Raw genomic sequence first — 19013 nt, forward strand, 5'->3', positions numbered from 1 at the left:
TATCGCCGGGAAGACGATTTTCTTCCAGTCCCCCGAACGTGCGTCCCCGTGGTTTCCGGCCGATTTCACTGTGTTTCTTAATCGGCACTCGCATCGGCGGCGCGATCCACTCAGCCGGGCGATTGTACCAGTGCAACGATGCGGTCCACGGCCAGACGAAGGGATCGAGCGGCCATCACAAAATTGGTGTGACCGCTGACTTCGGGTTGGATGGCTTCGTACAGCTCAGTCGCACTGCGAAGGCGTTTCAGTTTCTTCTTGGCCATCTTCATGTACAGCTTCGGGTCGATTTCATCGTTGACCGGTCTGACGGCCAAAATGAAATCGTACAGGTCCCGCACGACTTCCCGGAGGTCCTCGTCTTCCTCGGCCTCGTCGGCGTGTTTGAGAAAGGTTCGAATCATCCACACGTGCGTCAACTCATTGTCGATCGCACGCGGGATCGACAATGCGTCCGCCGCTGACGTGGTGGGCTGGTTATCGGAACTCATCGAATGCACCAAGAGGCGAGTTGCTCTGAGACGATTTTGGCTCTGCGGAGATTCGGCCCCGATCAGGTAGGCTGAGAATCGTCGGTTTCCACCGCGGTCGCGGCATGTGATTCAGCCGCCTCGGTGGTTTCCGTTGCCGGTTTGGTGGGGGCGTGCCCGTGCGGCGTGTTCATGGCGACGATGACAACGCCGACCACCGTCAGGGCCATGCCGACCCAGAGCAACGGGTTGATCGTCACATGACCGCCGAGCCGAATCACGGACACGATGGCCGTGACAGACACCGCGCCACCAAAAACGATTGGCATCACCAGCAATGCATTGCCTTTGCTGGTCATCATTGCGGTGGTCAGGCACAACGCGCCGAAGGCACCGAGGGCACCCGCGAGAAAACCCCATTTCATCGTGGGGAAGTATTCTCCGGTGAAGCTGAACGAGTCGCCTTTGACGCCCATCATTGCCAAACCACCGAGAATCGCGATGACCAAGTAGGCGATTCCGATGAACACGTAAGGTTTGAACGGCGACCAAAGCGGCGCGCCGTTGACGCGTGGAGCCTGGGCGTTGCCGATCGTTGGGCCGTAGCAGCCCCAGAATAGAGCGGTGCCGAGAGCGAAAAGGATTGGGATCAACATTTTGTTCATAGAACCGTCAAAGGAAGGAATGGCGGCAGGGTGTGACTCAACCGTTCACGCCACATCGGTGGGTTCGGTTTGCGGCGTTGCTTTGATTGAGTTTGGGAAGGGAGGTCTCGGTGCAAACGAAGCGTTTGTCCGCGACGCATGGAAGTGCGATCTAACTGGAAGGGCGATCAAACGTTGAACAAGAAGTGACAGATGTCACCGTCCTGCATCACATAGGATTTTCCCTCCACTCGAAGTTTACCGGCTTGGCGAATGTCCTTTTCCGTTTTGTGTTCTTCCAAGTCGTTCAATTGGTAAATTTCGGCTCGGATGAACCCGCGTTCGAAATCGCTGTGGATCACACCAGCAGCCTGAGGCGCCGTGGCACCAATCCGAACCGGCCAAGCGCGGACTTCTTTTTCACCAGCGGTGAAGAAGCTCTGCAGACCAAGCGTGTGATAGGCGGCTCGCGCGATGACGTTCAGCGACGGTTCGTCCAGACCCACGTCGGCCAACATCTCGTCGCGATCTTCTTCGTCCAGCTCAGCAATCTCGGCTTCCAGCTTGGCACAGACGCACGCCACATTGGCGCCGGTCTTTGCCGCGTGCTCGCGAACTTTGCCGACCAATTCGTGTTCACCGGCCAAGTCGTTCTCGTCCACGTTGGCCACGTAGAGGATGGGCTTCGCGGTCATCAGGCCGTAGCTGCTGATCGAGTTTTCTTCCGCGTCGGTCAATTCCAACGTCCGCAGCGGCTGTTCGCTTTCCAAGTGTGCGTTGCACTTTTCGATCGTCGCGACGCGCAGTTTGGCTTCTTTGTCACCGCTTCGTGCGGTCCGTTGGGCTTTGGCCAATGCGTTTTCGAGTGTCTGCATGTCGGCCAAGACCAGTTCGGTCTCGATCGTGTCGATGTCGGCGATCGGATCGACTTGACCGCTGACGTGGATCACATCCGGGTCCTCAAAACAACGCACGACTTGCAGGATGGCGTCGACTTGACGGATGTGGCTGAGGAATTTGTTTCCCAAGCCTTCGCCGTCGGCGGCTCCTTTGACGATCCCAGCGATGTCGACCAGCTTCAATGCCGAAGGAATCACCTTTTGCGGTTTGATGAAGTCCGTGATCCGATTCAAGCGAGGATCGGGCACGCTAACGATCCCTTCGTTGGGCTCGATGGTGCAGAACGGATAGTTGGCACTTTGGGCGGCGACGCTGGAGGTCAACGCGTTGAACAGGGTGCTTTTGCCGACATTGGGCAAGCCGACGATTCCGGCTTCCATCGAGTTGCCTGAATGATTGAGGAGGGAACGGTTGGGGGCGGAGCCAATTCGCGGTATGTCAAATCAATCCGAGAACGCTTGGCTGCGGTCAACTCGCATTTCTACGAGAGAGGCTTTGTCGAGCCAAAGGCACCTCTGATTGAATCAACCCGCCGACGGCTTTTTCCGCGACGGCCAATGTTATGGCGATTCGGAAGCGTTTCGTCGAGGCGACGCGTCTCGCGATGTTGGCCTGGCAACCGTATGCTGGTCAGCGGTTTCGCACGGAATGCACCGCGACCCCTATGCCCTGCCCTGATACTTTCTCTCCAAAAATCTGTTTGGCCGTATGCCCTCATTGGATCTCTACGACTACGACTTGCCTCGTGAACGCATTGCTCAGGAGCCGCTGCACAATCGGGTGGACGCTCGGTTGATGCTGATCGATCGAGCCTCCGGTGACATCGAGCATCATCATGTTCGCGATCTGCCGCAGTTGTTGCGGGCCGAAGATGTGATGGTGATGAACAATTCGCGAGTTGTGCCCGCTCGCCTCTTTGGCAAACGGACCAACACGGGGGGACGTTGGCAAGGATTGTTTTTGCGTCGCGATCGAGAAACCGGTGTCTGGGAATGCCTGACGAAGACCCGTGGTTCGCTGCAACCCGGAGAGACGATCACACTTCAAGACCGCGATGCGCGTGCCGGTGGCGAGTTGTTGGTGATCGGTCGCGGCGAAGAGGGGCACCTGCTGGTTCAGCCCGTGCCGAATGACTTTTTCCCCGGACCCCCACAGGCGATCGAACCGGGGAAGTGGTTGGATCGCTACGGCCGAGTCCCCATCCCCCCCTACATTCGCGACGGGCACATGGTGGATGCGGACGTGACCAATTACCAAACCGTGTTCGCCAGTGCCAAACCGGAGGACGCGGGCAGCGTCGCCGCACCCACCGCGGGTCTGCACTTCACCAAAGGACTGCTCAGTGAGATCGCCAAAGGGCAAACCGCTCGCGCGGAAGTGACGTTGCATGTTGGCATCGGAACGTTTCGCCCCATCGAAGTCGACGACATCGACAAGCACGAGATGCACGAAGAGTGGGGACGGATCGAGGAGGACTCAGTCGATCTCATCAACGATCGGCGCGGCGGAGGTGGACGTTGCGTTGCCGTGGGAACCACCAGCGTTCGCGTGCTGGAAAGTTGTGTCGTCAACCGAGACGAACAAACGGGACGCGGCGAAGTGGCAACTTGGACCGGTGCAACGGATCTGTTCATCAAGCCACCGTATCGGTTCGGTGCTGTTGACGCACTGATGACCAACTTTCACCTGCCCAAAAGCTCCTTGCTGGTGCTCGTCAGTGCTTTTGCCGGCCGAGACCTGATCCGCAAGGCCTACCAAGAAGCGATCGAGAATGAATACCGCTTCTTCAGCTATGGCGATGCGATGTTGATTGTTTGAGGGAAAAAGTGGGAAAAGGACGCAGGGCCTCAGGACCACAGTGGGTGGGAATCGATGTTGATCGGCTCAGCGACCCAGCTTCAGTTCTCTACACACGATGCAGCCACATGAATTCGTAGGCTTGAAGTGTCAGCGGGTGCGACGTTGTGATGGTTTGGCCCGAGTAGAGATCTTCGAAGAAGCGACCCATGCCCGCAGTCCGCAATCGATTGCTGTCGATTTGTTGTGGATGTTCGGAGAAGTTCGCCACGACGATGACTCGGTTGCCCTCGTGTTGTCGCACGTAGCCCAGCAGGTTCTGGGATTCGAGCACCAGCAGTTCCATGTCCAGTCCACCAAACGCCGGCGTCATCTTTCGAATCGCTATTAACTTGCGAATCGAGCGGTAGATGCGGGCTCGGATGGAACCGTCGTCGCCAAGCTCGTCCAAGAAGCTCCACTGCATCTTCGGTCGGTGGACCCAGCGTGTGTCACCGGCTTTGGCGGGGTCTTTGACGAAGTCGTAATCGTTGAGAGCACCCCATTCTTCACCCAAGTAAACGAGCGGAATGCCGCCGATGCTGAGCATCATGGCATTGAGTAACAGGATGCGGCGAATCGCCAATTCTTTCCAATCGTCGCGGTCCGCTTCGATGGCTTGTTCGAGTCCCGCCAGTGAGGCCAGCGTGCCGCTGATCCGCATGTCGCCATTGTCAGGATTGTGTTGAAACGGAACGCCCCTGGCGAAGGATCCTTCGAACTGGCCGGTGTAGAACGCGTTCAAGAACTGGCGGTGTCCAAACGCATTGATGCCAACCGCGTCCGCGTCCGCATCATCGAACGTCCAACCGATGTCGTCGTGGCAACGCAGGTAATTCACCCAAGTCGTTTGTTCCGGCAGTTTGTGCCGTCGAGCCAACGAGCGACGCAGCAACTTGGTGTCGCGTGTGGCCAAGGATTCCCACATCAACGCCATCAATGTTGGGTTGTACGAGGTCTGGCATTCCTTGTGACTAATGTAACGAACCACGTCATCCGGGTGAACGATGGCTTCGCTCTTAAACACCAACCCTGGTGCCGCGATGCGGGCGCAAGAATTGAAGGCTCGAATCAACGTGTGAGCTTCCGGAAGATTCTCGCAGTTGGTGCCCATCTGTTTCCAGATGAACGCCACCGCATCCAATCGCAGCAGGTCGACTCCGGTGTTGGCGATGAACAGCATCTCGGCCAACATCGCCCGGAAGACTTCCGGGTTTCGATAATTCAAATCCCACTGAAAGCTGTTGAACGTGGTCCACACCCAACGCTGCATCCCGTCGTGCCAAGTGAAATTCCCGCGGCGAACGGTGGGGAAGATCTCTCGAAGCGTGCGTTCGTATTGATCGGGAACTTCGCGATCGGGAAAGATGAAGTAATAGTTTTGGTATTCTTCATTGCCCGACTGTGCCTGTTGTGCCCAGTAGTGATCGTCGGCGGTGTGATTGAAGACGAAGTCCAAAACGAGCAAGATGCCCGCTTCGCGAAGATCTTCCGCCAGCAGTCGCAGGTCATCGATGGTTCCCACGCGAGGATCCACGCTGCGGTAGTTGCTGATCGCGTAACCGCCGTCGTTGTTGCCGGGACGAACGGCGAACAATGGCATCAAGTGCAGATAGGTCAGCCCGAGGTCCTGAAAGTACGGAATCTGTTTGCGCAGTTCGCCCAGGTTTTCGCTGAACAAGTCCACGTACAGTGCACCGCCAACCAGCTTTTCCGACAGATACCAATTCGGATTGTTCATCCGAATGTCGTCGTCGTGCTTCAGCGTGTCAGGCCGCAAACGCCATCCACGAATGATGGTCTGAAGAATTTGTTCCAGGTGATAGAAAAAGTCCCACTGGTCACCGTAGAGGTGTACCAGATAGCCGAACAGATCGTCCCAGTGCTGCACGATGCGCAGCTGGATCTCGTCGGCTTCTTTTTGTGAAACGTTTTCGATTTCCCAAAACGACTCCAGTCGCGGAAGCAGGCGGTCGAGAGCCTGTCGCGCGCGGGAGTCTTTCACACCGTTTCGCACCGCGTGAAGAAGCGTGTTGCTATGAATCGCGTTCATCGTGTCAGCGGTGGCAGGTTCAAGTGGCTGCGGCGGTTTCGGAAGATTGACGTTGGTTGCTGTCGTCATTCAAATCGTTTGCGGGCTGTTCGTCCTGTGAGTGGTTGTCCTGTCCCGCCGACTCGCTGGTGCGATGCTTTCCGGGCTCGTGTTCGATCTTATCGTTCGGAATCCGGATGTGATTCAGGAAATCGTAGTATTCGATCCCTTCCATAATCCCGCGAGCGTGGTGGCCGTCGGCAAAATAAATGCGAGGCAGTCGCTTGAGCTTTTCCAGTTCGGGACTGTAATTGCCCACCACAACGCCCAGCGTGCCGCCTTTCAGCATGCCTTCGTCGTTGCCGCAGTCACCAGCGACCAACAAACGCTCGGGCTCAAATCCCCACCGATAAGCAAGGTGTCGCAGCGACAGTTCACTCCCGCCACGCAGCGGGATGATGTCCAAAAAGGACCCCAGTGACAACACGACTTTGACACGCAGTCCGGCGGACCGGAGCATCTTTCGGATTTGAGCCACGGTGGGTGAGTCTTCGGGATCGATCCGGTAGCTGATCTTGAATTCGGTTTGATCCTTTTCCGTTTGCAGGAAAAGCCCCGGAACATCATCCAGGATCTCATGCACCAACTTGGGCTGCCAATGGTGTTTGATCTGTTTTCGCCATGACAGGTCGGGCGTCAAATCTTCGCCGTAATACAACTCGGTTCCCACCGCGGCGGAGAGGACATCCGGCCGAGGCAGGTTGAGCTTGTTGATCAATGCCATGGCCTCGTCCAGCGAACGTCCCGTGTCGACTCCGAATCCAACATCGCGGCCGGCCGTGTTGAGCAGGTCAACAAAGTCCGCGAGGGCTTCGTCATCGCCCGTCAACGTGTTGTCCAGATCGGTCATGATGATCCGATCGAACTCAGGCAAACGCCGGGTTGTCCGTCCGGATGATTGGGCCAACGCGGGCGTGGCGGATTGTTCGATGATTTCGGTGACGTCGCGCAGATAGCGATCGACGTGGTTGGCCCAACTGTAGTGAGTTCGTGAACCTTCGATTCCGTTTTCGGACCACTCTTTCCATTGTTCAGGTTCGGTCAAACCACGCATCAATGCGTGATCGATGTCCTCCGGCGAAAGAGGATCGATCAGCAATCCGTTTTGACAGTTCGCAATGATGTCTCGCGGACCGCCGTCGTTGGTGGCCACAATCGGAACGCCGCTCGCCGCGGCTTCCAACAGCGTCAAACCAAACGGCTCGGTGAGCGCGGGATTGACGAAGATTCCCTTGCGACGAGCCACCAGTCGATACAGCTCTGGCACATCGCTCGGGCGGTGTGACTTCGGGTACGCGACATGTCCGTAAAGGTCGTAAACGTCGATCAGATGCAAGACGTTTGTCAAAACGCGACGCTGTGACGCCGGCATTTCGCGAAGATCATCACGGGATCCCAACACCAATACCAAGTTGGCCAGTTCACGAAGTTTTGGGTTCTCACCGAATACACGAACCAGCATCTCGATGTTCTTGCGCTCATCCGGACGGGCCATGGCCAACACCATGGGCTTCTCGGCATCCTTCAGGAACGGCGTCAGTTGGTCATGGATTCTCGGCAGCGGTTCGGAATCATCGCTGGGATAGAACTGCGACAGGTCGACTCCCGGCGGAATGACCTCCATTCGATCCGGTTGATAGTGATCGTAGATCGAGTATTGTTCCTCGACCTCCTGCCCCGTGCTGGTAATCACCATGGAAGCCGTTTCCAAGGCGAACTCTTCGGCTTCTTCTCGGGCGGTGAATTTGAATTTTTTGTCGAGGTCGTGCGTCGACTTCGGGGCTTTGGAATTCTGATTAGCGGCCAGCAAGCGTTGTCGTTTGACTCGGCCCAATGAGTGTCCGGTGAAGACGTACGGCACGTGAAGAAGGCGAGCCAATTGTCCGCCGGCGTAACCCGCATCGGCGTAGTGGCCGTGAATCAAATCTGGCAAACCGACTCGGCGATAGTGACCAAGCATTTGGTCAATGAAGGTTTCCAGGTAGGGCCAGAGTCCTTCTTTGCGGAGATACCGTTTGGGACCAAACGGAACGCGAATGATTTTTGCTTTGGGATTGATGATTTCTTCGACTTGGGCGTAGTCCGGCCCAACGCGGTCATCGAAGATTTGCCGAGTCACCAGCTCGACCGATTCAATGTCTTCTCGTCTGGAAAGTTCTTCTGCAAGCTCGAGAACGTATTTGATTTGTCCTCCTGTGTCTGCGTCGCGTCCAAGCTCAGGGTCTCGTGCACGGATCAATCCATGCAAACTCAGCAATGTGACGCGAAGTGTCCCGCTGGGGGGCATACTCATGGTATTCCTGTCGAAAAAAGGACCAGGTCCCGTGCGCGTTCAATCATCCGGAACGCACCTCGGATCCCCGCTGAAATCAATCCTGTAAAAATCTGTGTCGTCACTGGTGGCCCCCGGCAAACCACAAACTTGGGACGCGAATCGTGTCGCGAGCCGAAGCGTTGGTTCGATCGGAAGCCGTCTCAAATGCCCGGCAATCACAACGGATGCAAAAGCGTCTCCCGCACCGACGGGATCGATCATGGTTTCTGGTTCCGGAGCGACCACCGTGATCGGTGGCTGACCGTCGTTAGGAAGACCATACTGTTGTTTGTTCAAATAACACTCCGCGCCTTCCGCACCCAGTGTTACCAGCAAGCATTCGAGATTGCTGTACTGGGAAAGCAACTCGCGTGCCGCCGATCGACGAGCGTCCGCATTGAGCAATTTTTGACTAGCTAGATCGCCCATTTCGTCTTCGTTCAACTTGACCAGGCCCGCTCCCGGCATCAGGTCGTCCAGCCACGCCGTGTCATAGTGCGGCTTACGAACATTGATGTCGAAAAAGACATCCAATGAATCGTTGCCGCTGGTTTGGAAATGACGCCGCAGTTGATGAATCGTTTCTCGATTGGGCTCGCTTCGATACGCCAGCGTGCCGTGGTAAAGCAGCGATGGCAGACCTTGTTTAGAGGCTTTCGCAACGCGGTCTTGCACGGTTGCCAGCACTTCCGCGTTGGGAACGGGGATCCGGTCGTAGGCCACACCGCGAACGATCTCGTATTGTGGTTCGCCATCGACCAAGGTGACTTGCACGGTGCCGGTGGCAGCATCCGGCAGCACAGCGACTCCGTCCGTGGACAGGCCCCACTCTCGCATTCGTTTCAGGATCTTGTGTCCGAGTTCATCATCGCCAACGGCGCTGACAAAGAGCGGATTCAAGCCGAAACCCGCCAAGTTCCAAGCCACATTCAGTGGTGCTCCGCCCAACACTTGACGATCGGGAAAACAATCCCACAAGACTTCTCCCACGATGATCGCAACGCCTGCTGGATGATCTTCACTGCGGGCAATCGACGAATCGGTCATCGTGCGTTGTAATCCTTGGGGAGCATTCGGAGTCAAATTGCAAACGTCATCCTCGCGCAACAACGCTGATCTTACACGATGAAAACCACCATCGCATCCGACCACTCGACGTCTCGTTCCGCCACGCTTCGTTCCTTACCGCCCAAAGTCTTGGCAACGGATTTGGATGGAACGTTCTTGCCGTTGGACGGGGATGAAGTTGCCGTTGAGGCGATGTCGCAAATTCGCAAGCACTTGGAGGCAAACGATGTGCCATTGGTGTTTGTGACCGGTCGGCACTTCGATTCCGTACGAGACGCGATGGGCGAATTTGATTTGCCCACACCGCAGTGGATTCTGTGCGACGTTGGTGTCAGCATCTATCGATTGACCGACGAAGGCGACTTTGTTCGCGAAAGTGCCTACGAAGCGATCTTGGATGAGGTGCTCGGTGACGTGGACGTGGAAACACACCGTCACGCGATTGCGGAATTGGACGACTTCACGTTGCAAGAATCATTCAAGCAAGGTCGCCACAAGTGGAGTTACTACGTCCCCGCCGAAAAGTTGGAAGCTTGCCACGATGCCGTGGCGGCTTATCTCAAACTGCACGAGTTGCCATGCAGCATCGTCAGCAGCATCGATCCATTTAACAACGATGGATTGGTCGACGTTTTACCCCAAGGAGCCTCCAAAGCGTTCGCACTGCATTGGTGGTGTGAACAACATCAATTGGAACCGGAGCAGATCGTTTTCTGCGGCGATTCCGGCAATGACACCGCGGCACTCATTGCGGGGTATCGCGCCGTCGTGGTCGGCAATGCCGATCGCAAAATTGCACGCAACGTTTGGGACGCTCATGTGGCCCACGGTTGGCCCGATCGATTGAAGTTGGCAACCGCGACCAGCACAGGTGGTGTCTTGGAAGGAGCACGTTGGTTCGGATTGTTCGATGAACTGTCAGAGGTCGGCGGGGCAGCAGATGAGCTCGCGCCGACAAGCAAACCAGGTGAGATTGCTTGGGGAGCAAAGCTGGTTCGATCCAATGAAGCCGAGTTCACGTTATGGGCTCCCAAGCAACAACGCGTTGCGCTGGAAGTCTTGCCTGGACGATTGTTCCGAATGACGCGTGATGACCGAGGCTTTCATCACTGTCATGTTTCCGAAGTCAGCGATGGCACTCGTTACCAGTACCGTTTTGTTCGTGACGAATTCGCGGACGTGTTTGATGCCGGGACGGAAGCCTTGAACCTGGACATGTTGCTACATGCATTGCCAGATCCCGCGTCCCGGTATCAGCCGGATGGTGTCCACGGACCATCCGCCATCGTTGACACGCAGTTCCCGTTTCAGGCCCGGCCGGAGTCCGTCGCGAAAAGCCTGGATGAGTTGATTATTTATGAACTGCACTTGGGGACGTTTACCGAAGAAGGCACCTACCTCGCGGCGGTTGAGCGGTTGGATGAGCTGGTGGATCTCGGTGTCACCGCCATTGAATTGATGCCGGTGGCGGCTTGTGCGGGGCGATGGAACTGGGGTTACGACGGGACGCATTGGTATGCCCCGATGACATCGTTCGGTACCCCGGAAGAGTTCCGGCGTCTGGTCGACGCGGCTCACCAACGCGGGATGCTGATGATGGTGGACGTGGTCTACAACCACTTTGGGCCCGAAGGAAACTATTGGTCGCAATTCGGGGCCTACTCGTCACGAAAACATTCGACGGTTTGGGGGGCCGCCCCCAACTTCGATGGTAAGAAACACGGAGATGTCGTTCGCCGATTTGTCATCGACAATGCGATCATGTGGTTGGATGAATACAACCTGGATGGTTTGCGGGTCGATGCGATCCACTGCATGAAAGACGACTCGGAGAAACACATCACGACGCAAATGGGGGAAGAGCTGCGTCAATGGGAATCAGCGAATGGCCAACGGGTTTGGTTGATTGCCGAAACGAATGTCTACGACAAAATCATGGTGCAGCCTTTGTCCGATGGCGGCAGCGGCTTCGACGCGCAGTGGAGTGACGACTTTGTCCACAGCATGTTCGCGACGGTGCGACCCGGCGAACAGCTCACGCAGCGAATCTATTCCGCCGGTGTGGATCTGGAGCAATCCCTTCGTCGCGGTTTTGTCTTCGCCGGTGATGTTCGCGGCGATCGTGGGCGTGAACCGCAGCCGGTGGTGGATGACGCGGGAAACCTTGTGCGTGTGAACACAGAGTCATCGATCATCTGCATTCAAAATCACGATTTCATCGGCAATCATCCGACGGGAAAGCGACTGCACCAGTTGACTTCATTGGAAACGCAAGCCGCCGCGGTGACGTTGGCAATGTTGCAACCGTCGATACCGATGCTGTTCATGGGCGAAGAATTCGCTTCGGAAAATCCTTTCCGGTTCTTCGTGGATTTCGGTGACCCACGCCTCCAAAAAGCTGTGGTCCGTGGTCGCAAACGAGAGTACCCGCAGCACGATTGGAGTGACGGTGTTTTGCCAACCGACGAGCAAGCGATGCGTTCGTCCGTCATCGGTGCTGTCGAGGACGGGAACGAAACGATGCGGGATTGGTACAAAACCCTGATTGCGATCCGCAAAGGCTACACCCACGACGGATTGTTGGACTCAAAGCATCTTTCCGTGGATGTGAATACAGAGTCGGGCCTCTATGTGCTTCAGTACGAAATGGACGGTCGTGCCTTGTTGGTGATGGTCCGACTGTCCTCGGCGGAAGATTCCGCGTCCAACGAAGAGGTGCCCGTCGCGGATTACCAAACGCTGTTGCGGACCGGTGATGCGAAAGCCGAAGGATCGGGGACTTGGCGATTGTTGGCCGATTCGATGGAGGCCTTTGGCGAGCGTCTGACGGAAGGCTTGCTTCCCAATCATGCCCGCATCGGTGTGATTGAAGCGACTTGATGGACGCGGATACCGGCTAAGCAACGTGTTCAATGTCGATCGTTGAGCCAGTTGGAAGCCTGGGGGTTGCCCATGTTGCCTGGCTTGCGCGGGTGACCAACGTCGATACTGAAATCGTGCGGTTGATTGAACTTGAGACAATTTGGCGGTTTTTCTAAAGTCGCGGCTCAGGTTCCAAAAATCACCCGGATAAAGGAATGTCCGAAGATGACGGCTCACGCTCGTTGGATGTTGCGATCAACATCACCGCAAAATTCTATTCGTCGGCTCCTCGTATTGGTCGCTGCCGTGGTCGCGATCGCCGGCGGCGTCACGACGATGTCGGTGGATGCTGCTGAGAACTCGGTCGTCGCCGTGGTCAACGCGGACCCGATTTCGCGAGACACGTTGGCGGAAGCCAGCGTCGAACGCTACGGCACGGATGTGCTGGACAACTTGATCAATCGTCACTTGATCATGCAGGAATGCAAACGCCGCGGTCTGGGCGTGACGACGGAAGAAGTCCGCACGGAGATCGTTCGTGTTGCCAAGAAGTTCGGCCTGAACGTGGAAAGCTACCTGCAACTCTTGCAGGAAGAACGCGACATCACGCCTGAGCAATACAGCCGCGAAATCATTTGGCCGATGCTCGCCCTGCGAAAGCTGGTCGCCGACCAAGTGGATGTGACTCAGCAAGAGTTCAACGAAGCGTTTGTTTCGCAATACGGCGAAGCGGTGAAGTGCCGAATGGTGATGATCCAAGACAAGTCACAGGCCATTCAGTTGCATGCGCAAGCCGCCGCGGAACCGAGCAGCTTCGCTCGTTTGGCAAAGGAATTCAGCGAAGACCCGACCAGCGCCAGCGTTGGCGGTTTGATTCCACCGATTCGTCGCTACATGGGCGACAAGACCATCGAAGACGCAGCGTTTGGTTTGGCCGAAGGCGACGTTTCCGAAGTGTTGCCGGTTGGCGATCACTGGATGTTCTTGCAAGCCGTGCGTCGCATCCCCGCCAGCCAACCTTCGCCGCAAGCGTTGCCGGCCATCAAAGAACAAATCAACGATCGAATTCGTGACGAGAAGATGAAGACCGCCGCGAGCCAATTGTTTGAGCAACTTCAGAAACAAGCTCAGGTCGTCAAAGTATTGGGCGATCAAGCGGCTTCCGCCAAGTATCCCGGCGTCGCCGCGATCATCAACGGACAGCAAGTTTCGATCGCCAGTGTCGCTGCCGAATGTATCAAGCGTCATGGCGAAAGTGTTTTGGAAGGCGAGATCAATCGCAAACTGCTGACACAAGCTTTGTCCAAAGCTGGGAAGCAAGTCACCAATGCCGACCTGCAAGCGGAGATCGAGCGAGCCGCGATCAGCTTTGGCTACATCACCCCCAACGGTGCCGCTGACATCGCCGGATGGTTTGACGCTGTTCTTGAAGGAGGCCCCGGAACGCGTGACGTTTACATCGAAGACGTCGTGTGGCCGAGCGTTGCACTGAAGAAGTTGGTGGAAGACGAAACCACTCTGACGCAAACCGACATGCAAGAGGGATTCGAAGCTCACTACGGCCCCCGTGCAGAAGTGCTGGCTTGTGTGTTGTCGGACCAACGCAGTGCCCAAAAGGTTTGGGAGATGGCTCGAGACAACCCGACGGACCAGTTCTTTGGTCAGTTGGCAAACCAGTACAGCATCGAACCCGTTTCAGCGAGCAACTATGGCAAGGTGCCGCCGATTCGCAAATTTGGTGGTCAACCTGCTGTCGAAAAGGAAGCGTTCCAGATGAAGCCGGGTGACCTGAGCGGCATCATCGCAACGGGCGACAAGTACATCATCTTGCGTTGCCAAGGATTCACCGAGCCCGTCGTGTCGGACTTCAACGCCGTGGAAGGAGAGCTTCGCAGCGTTTTGCTCGAGAAGAAAATGAATTTGGCGATGGGGCTGAAGTACGATCGGTTGAAGGAAACCGCCGAGATCGACAACTTCTTCGTGGCGACCAAAGAACTGCCACGCGTCGCAGGATCGGAAGCGTCCACTCGACAGTAATCGAAGACGCTCATCGACAGCGCTCATCGTTGACGCTGTCAACCAACGAAGACCACGCAACCGCGGCCGAATCATTCTGGATTCAGTCGCGGTTTTTCGTTGGCGTTCGTCGCCGACCGGGAGTGGGTCGGGCCGAGGTGGGGCACCGGGGAGTTGCTTCAGGTCGTGATTGGTCGCACGCGAGCCATTGAACCGCGATGGTAATCCAGCTTCCCAACGCTTCGGTGAGTTCAGGGTGGGGGCTGAAGCACAGCACTCGTCCCTCGTCGTATTCGCCGCGAACCGCGGCCGATGTTCCAATCATGATCCCGCGTGGGGCTCCCTTTTTCGCGATTTCGGTCGAGAACACCGCCAAGCTTTCATAGTCGGGCACTCGGGGGTCATCCCACTCGCGACGGCCTAGCAGTGGTCCCTGCGCATAATAGATGTTGACTTCGTGGTCCGTGCAGTCGAAAAGGGTTGCCGCTTGATCCGTGAGCGAAATGCTGACATCGCCGTTTCCGCGATTCCAATGGAGACGGTCGACCACCTTCGCGTCCAGCAGGTTCAAGGACCATGAATAGTCGTTGGTTGCAAGGTAAGCACCGGCGCAAATGCCAAGATAACCACCGCCATCTGACACAAACTTTCGAACCGACTCGCGGCCGGCTTCTTGCAATGCTTTTCCCTGTTGGCTGCCGCTTCCGCCGGGGTGGATCAAGACATCAAAGTCATCCAGTACGCCCGACCGAATCTCTTGAGCATTGATGGTCTGCACCGAAAACGTCTGATCCTCAGCCGTCAAGTTGGACTGCACTGACTTCCAGCTTTGCCCAACGCCATTGTCATTGTAGATCGCGACACGAATTGCCTCGTTGGCGTGTGAGAGAGTGCAAGGCCAAGCTCCAAGCCCGACGAAACACAGACTCACAAATCGCAACGGCAAATGGATCGTCAGGTGGCGGTGAATACGCATGGCCGGTGTCATGTTCCTGGTTTGGTTGAAGAAGCTCAGTCTGCAACAACGAAAGATCGGCGTAGATTTTGCTGTGGCAACGATTGTTCGCGAACAAGCCTGCGAATAGTGCGTTTGCGTGGCAGGCGTTTGGCTCTTTTCCTGAATGACCGTTCTCAGCGACGTCGACTGCGCCGGCCGGCTCGTCTGGCGTGCTCGCTCATGGCGCCCGCCGCGGCGTGTGCCATCGCGTTGACCAGGACCTGCGTCATCGGGTGCGTGGCGACATTGGTCACGTGGTCCATCGCGGTGGGACCCCAGCTTTGCATTCGCCGGATTGAATTCCAAACCGCATCCACATCGTGCGGCGATTGGGCTCGGTCCAACATGGTCATCACGTCGAGCATGTCCGAAAACTGACAACGCCCGCGGTCAAAGCTGGACGCGCGAAAGCGTTGGATCAAACGACCGATCGACTGATGGATCTGCTGCTGAGTGACCATGTCGTCCTGAAAACGGTTGCTGGTCAATTCCGTTTGGTCCATCTTGGTCTCGATGCCTCGCAGGGAAGCAACGATTTGGTCGTCGGTGATTTCCGGGGTGCGGCGAGCTTTTTGACGCAGTTCGTGAGTGTCCGTTTGAGCCAACATTTTCCGGAACAGCTCGACGGCTTCCTGGTAGTAAGAGCACTGCGTGGTTTCCAGTTCGGTCAGTTTTGCTTGGCTTGTCTCGCATCGCTGCGTCCACTCACCGAGGTCATCCAGCAGTGATTCTCGCTGTCGTTTCAGTGCCCGGACTTCGCGAAGATGTTGGTCCAAACCGTGTTGGTCCGCCGCGCGGTCACGATGTCCCTCCAGTTCCTGCATCACGGTTTCCAACGCGTCGCGATCTTCCGCGATGATCGCACGCATCGTTTCTGGCGTGTTCTTCAGGTAGTCGTAGTCGCGTTTGGATTGTTGGTAGTCGCACATTTTCGCGACCCACCGGTCCATCCGTCGCGTGAATCCACGATGGGTGTACTGGGCCGTGCCGAAGTGTCGGTCTTTCAAATAGCTGAAGAGTTTGCATTCCTCAAACGCGGGTAGTTTCCGTGCCGCGTCTTGGCTGATTTCGTCCAGGTTCGCTTCGGCGCGTTCCAGAGCCGCCTCCGCCATCGCAGCGCGATCGGACAAGGCAACGAATGCCGGATTGCTCTTCAAAGTATCTTCGACCGCGGCAATCAATTGCTCCTGTTTGGCTTCGGCCGCTTCCAAATCCTGGTTGAGCTTTGCCAATGCCGCTTCTTGCGTCTCGCGACCGTGGTTGTCGGCTTCCAAGTCATCTTGAAGGCGTCGAACGTGATCCTGTTTTCGTAGCAGGATCTCGTGCATCGTCGGTCGCACTTCTGACCACGTCTCTTGGATCGCTTCGCGGGATAGTTCCGGCAGATAGTGCTCGGCCAAACTACGCAGTGTCTCGTCCCGTTGGGCTTCGAGCTGGTCCTGGGTTGCTTGGAACTGTCCCATCTGGCTGCGCAACTGTTCCAGTTTTGCAGCGGCCTGGTTGTAGGCGGTCAGCAGTTGTCCGTGGACGGTTGGGCCGGTCAGCGGCATGGCGAGTGATGGGAAAGAAGGCTGCAGTGATAGAAAGTCGCAAACAAAATTGGCGTGACAGCGTTAGGCAAAGAAGTACCAAGCCCCCGCGGCGGCTGCGGCCGTGGCCGCCATGGCAATTCGAGTTCGCCAGATCCAGCAATAGGCCATGAATTTCCTGAAACCCGGCTTGGGGGCTTCGTACGTGTGAAGATTGGACAGATACTGGTCGATCGCCGCGTCGATCTCCGCTTCGCTGACTCGGTCGCCCGACATCTCGGCGGTCCGGATCAACTTCTCGCGAAGCTGAATGCGAACTTCATCGGAGCGAAACATTTCCTCGGCGGTGGCACGCCGGTCGCGAAGTTCGCGAGCGACATCCATGACTCGTAGCGTTTCCGCAATGGTCAGGTCTTCGCCGGGAAGCTTGGTTTTGGCGCGGCGTTGACGCAGCTCTTCCATGCTAGAAGGCGCGGTCGCTTGAGCTTGTGCGTTGGCCATGACGATCGAAAATTGAAAGGACGAAGGCGTCGTTTGAAACCGGCTGGGAAAGATCAGGTTGAGGGCGCTGTTTCGGAATGATCTCATTCCCGGACGGATCTCACGAAGGCACCGATTGCCGAAACCAGCGCGGGACGAATTTTCCGCTTAGCGAGCTAGCTTCGTTCGAGAGTTCGATTGTATCGGCAGATCGTTGGATCGCGGAGTGGGCAAGACTCGCCCCGTGATTGCTCCGACCTTCGCAGGAACGTAACCTAAGTTCCGTGTCGCAACATTGGCCCGCTGAATGGGCCCGCTAGATTGGCAAATTAGGTCGCCAAACTTTTCGTGGCGGCACGTTGAATATCGCGCTCCGTCAGCCGGTCAATTCGGCCCGGTAAGTGTGACGGCAGGGAAGTGTCGCTGCCCGAGCAGAGTTTCTCTTCACGTCGTTCCTTTTCACATCCATTTGTACCAACGCACGAGTTCATTCACATGAGCCAGCAAGCCAACGCCTCCGCACCCGCTGAGTCCGCCCAGCAAACCACCTCATCCGCACCATCGGCGCAACGGGACACGCGTTCGATGCGGCAGTACCTCGATCGTGCTTTGGAAACGTTGAAGAAGTTTGGAACGACGGAAAACGTTGCTCCACAGGAATTGATCAGCCTGTTGGAAGGCGTGCGTCATCTGGACGAGGCCAAGGTGTTGGCCATCGCGGACGTGATCAAACACATGAGTTCGTTCAACGCTTTGGTGCGTGAGAACATCGAGTCCGTGGAAATTGGCAATCGATACATGGACATCACGCAGATGTTCGATTCCGTTCGAGAGGACAGCAAGCGGCTGATCGCTCAATTGGACGACGGCAAAATCAGCGGCACGGAAAAAGTGTCCAACTGGTGGATGAAGATGCGACGTGGAACCCCCAGTGATCGCTTTGAAAAGATCGCCGAGATCTATGGCGACGTTGCGAAAGACACCAAAGACGCTCTGAACGTCGAAGAGCAAATCATGGACGCGTACATCGATTTCCGATTCGCGTTGAAGGAAGCCGAGGTGCTGGCTCGCGAACTTCTGGACACCCATGCCCCCATTTTGGAAGAAGCCAAAGACGGTTTGGCCACGGCTCAGGAAGCGCTCGACAACTACACCGGTGAGGACCAAGGCGGCAAAAGCCAGCTTGAGCTGAAACGAGACGAAGCCCGGCATAAGTTCGAAGAGGAAGACAAGACGTATCAACTGCTCAAAGACATCGCCGAGAACTTGGAGATTGGTTACGACGTCGGCGAAACGCTGATTACCAAGCTGAAGCAAACTCACGATGTGAAAGAACGTGTGTTCCGCCGTGCGGTGACGTTCTTCACCACCAACGAACATGTCTTCACAATTTTGGGAACCGTTTACACCAGCCAACATGGTTTGCATGAAGTGACGCAGGCCACCGAGGCCATGAAAGACGGTGTCAACAAAGGCCTGGAGGACATCGCTGATCTGGGTCGCGAATTGGAACGGGCGGCGTTGAAAGCGGGCTACGGCAGCACGATCAATCCGGAGTCCGTGCAAAAGTTGGTTGATGCCATCAGCGGGTTCCAAATCGAATCGCTGCAAATGATCGCGGAACTTCGCAAAGAAAGCGAAGAGAGCACCAAAGCCATCCGTGCCAGTGTCGAAGAAGGCAAGCGGAAGTACCAACAAACGCTGGGCCGCTACGCTCGCGGTGAATCGCTGCTGTAGGCGATCGTTTTCGAGCTGAAGTTCACTCGCCAGATGGCGAGTGCTGGTGAAGTGTTGTCGCGCTGACG

At 56.4% G+C, this 19013-nt stretch carries 13 protein-coding genes; 4 read left to right on the forward strand and 9 right to left on the reverse strand.

Annotated elements, in window-relative coordinates; translation table 11 throughout:
* Window positions 1–110 precede the first annotated feature (110 nt).
* From LOC70_RS21960 to ychF, 3 genes are all read right to left on the reverse strand, one after another.
* A complete protein-coding gene (locus tag LOC70_RS21960) occupies window positions 111–491 on the reverse strand; it encodes an amidohydrolase (RefSeq protein WP_230256110.1) in 381 nt (126 codons plus the stop codon).
* A 62-nt stretch (window positions 492–553) separates the two neighbouring features.
* Window positions 554–1135, reverse strand: a complete 582-nt coding sequence (locus LOC70_RS21965) for a hypothetical protein (protein ID WP_315857292.1) — start codon at window positions 1133–1135, stop codon at window positions 554–556.
* A 167-nt stretch (window positions 1136–1302) separates the two neighbouring features.
* The gene (gene ychF / locus LOC70_RS21970; RefSeq protein WP_230256112.1) at window positions 1303–2394 is read right to left on the reverse strand and encodes a redox-regulated ATPase YchF; all 1092 of its coding nucleotides are present in this window, start codon (window positions 2392–2394) and stop codon (window positions 1303–1305) included.
* A 328-nt stretch (window positions 2395–2722) separates the two neighbouring features.
* On the opposite strand from ychF, the gene queA reads away from it, so the two are divergent.
* Window positions 2723–3832: a tRNA preQ1(34) S-adenosylmethionine ribosyltransferase-isomerase QueA gene (gene queA / locus LOC70_RS21975; RefSeq protein WP_230256113.1), complete on the forward strand. Its 1110-nt coding sequence runs from the start codon at window positions 2723–2725 to the stop codon at window positions 3830–3832.
* An 88-nt stretch (window positions 3833–3920) separates the two neighbouring features.
* On the opposite strand, the gene LOC70_RS21980 is transcribed toward queA, so the two are convergent.
* The 3 genes from LOC70_RS21980 to LOC70_RS21990 are packed head-to-tail and all read right to left on the reverse strand — an operon-like array spanning window position 3921 to window position 9303.
* Window positions 3921–5972: an alpha-amylase family glycosyl hydrolase gene (locus LOC70_RS21980; RefSeq protein WP_230256114.1), complete on the reverse strand. Its 2052-nt coding sequence runs from the start codon at window positions 5970–5972 to the stop codon at window positions 3921–3923.
* Window positions 5923–8235 carry an HAD family hydrolase gene (locus LOC70_RS21985; RefSeq protein WP_230256115.1) on the reverse strand — a complete coding sequence of 771 codons (2313 nt, stop codon included), beginning with the start codon at window positions 8233–8235 and terminating at the stop codon, window positions 5923–5925. The genes LOC70_RS21980 and LOC70_RS21985 overlap by 50 nt, the downstream gene beginning before the upstream one ends.
* Before the next feature lie 39 nt (window positions 8236–8274).
* Entirely contained in the window at window positions 8275–9303 is a 1029-nt protein-coding gene (locus LOC70_RS21990; RefSeq protein ID WP_230256116.1) for a carbohydrate kinase family protein, read from the reverse strand.
* Window positions 9304–9381: 78 nt separating this feature from the next.
* Here LOC70_RS21990 and LOC70_RS21995 point away from each other — a divergent pair, with 78 nt between their 5' ends.
* Together LOC70_RS21995 and LOC70_RS22000 are read left to right on the forward strand one after the other, a co-directional pair.
* Entirely contained in the window at window positions 9382–12204 is a 2823-nt protein-coding gene (locus LOC70_RS21995; RefSeq protein WP_230256117.1) for an HAD-IIB family hydrolase, read from the forward strand.
* A gap of 207 nt (window positions 12205–12411) precedes the next feature.
* Entirely contained in the window at window positions 12412–14223 is a 1812-nt protein-coding gene (locus tag LOC70_RS22000; RefSeq protein ID WP_230256118.1) for a peptidylprolyl isomerase, read from the forward strand.
* 82 nt (window positions 14224–14305) lie between these two features.
* Here the strand turns inward: LOC70_RS22000 and LOC70_RS22005 are convergent, their stop codons facing one another.
* From LOC70_RS22005 to LOC70_RS22015, 3 genes are all read right to left on the reverse strand, one after another.
* Window positions 14306–15178: a BPL-N domain-containing protein gene (locus tag LOC70_RS22005; protein WP_230256119.1), complete on the reverse strand. Its 873-nt coding sequence runs from the start codon at window positions 15176–15178 to the stop codon at window positions 14306–14308.
* A 155-nt stretch (window positions 15179–15333) separates the two neighbouring features.
* Complete coding sequence (locus tag LOC70_RS22010; protein WP_230256120.1) at window positions 15334–16749, reverse strand: hypothetical protein; 1416 nt, start codon at window positions 16747–16749, stop codon at window positions 15334–15336.
* 63 nt (window positions 16750–16812) lie between these two features.
* Window positions 16813–17229, reverse strand: coding sequence for a DUF6384 family protein (locus LOC70_RS22015; RefSeq protein ID WP_230256121.1), 417 nt, complete (start codon window positions 17227–17229; stop codon window positions 16813–16815).
* A 474-nt stretch (window positions 17230–17703) separates the two neighbouring features.
* Between LOC70_RS22015 and LOC70_RS22020 the strand changes: the two genes are divergently transcribed.
* The gene (locus LOC70_RS22020) at window positions 17704–18945 is read left to right on the forward strand and encodes a cell surface protein (RefSeq protein ID WP_230256122.1); all 1242 of its coding nucleotides are present in this window, start codon (window positions 17704–17706) and stop codon (window positions 18943–18945) included.
* Window positions 18946–19013 lie beyond the last annotated feature (68 nt).

Origin of the sequence: Rhodopirellula halodulae, from assembly GCF_020966775.1 — a bacterium.
Classification (GTDB): Bacteria; Planctomycetota; Planctomycetia; order Pirellulales; family Pirellulaceae; genus Rhodopirellula; species Rhodopirellula halodulae.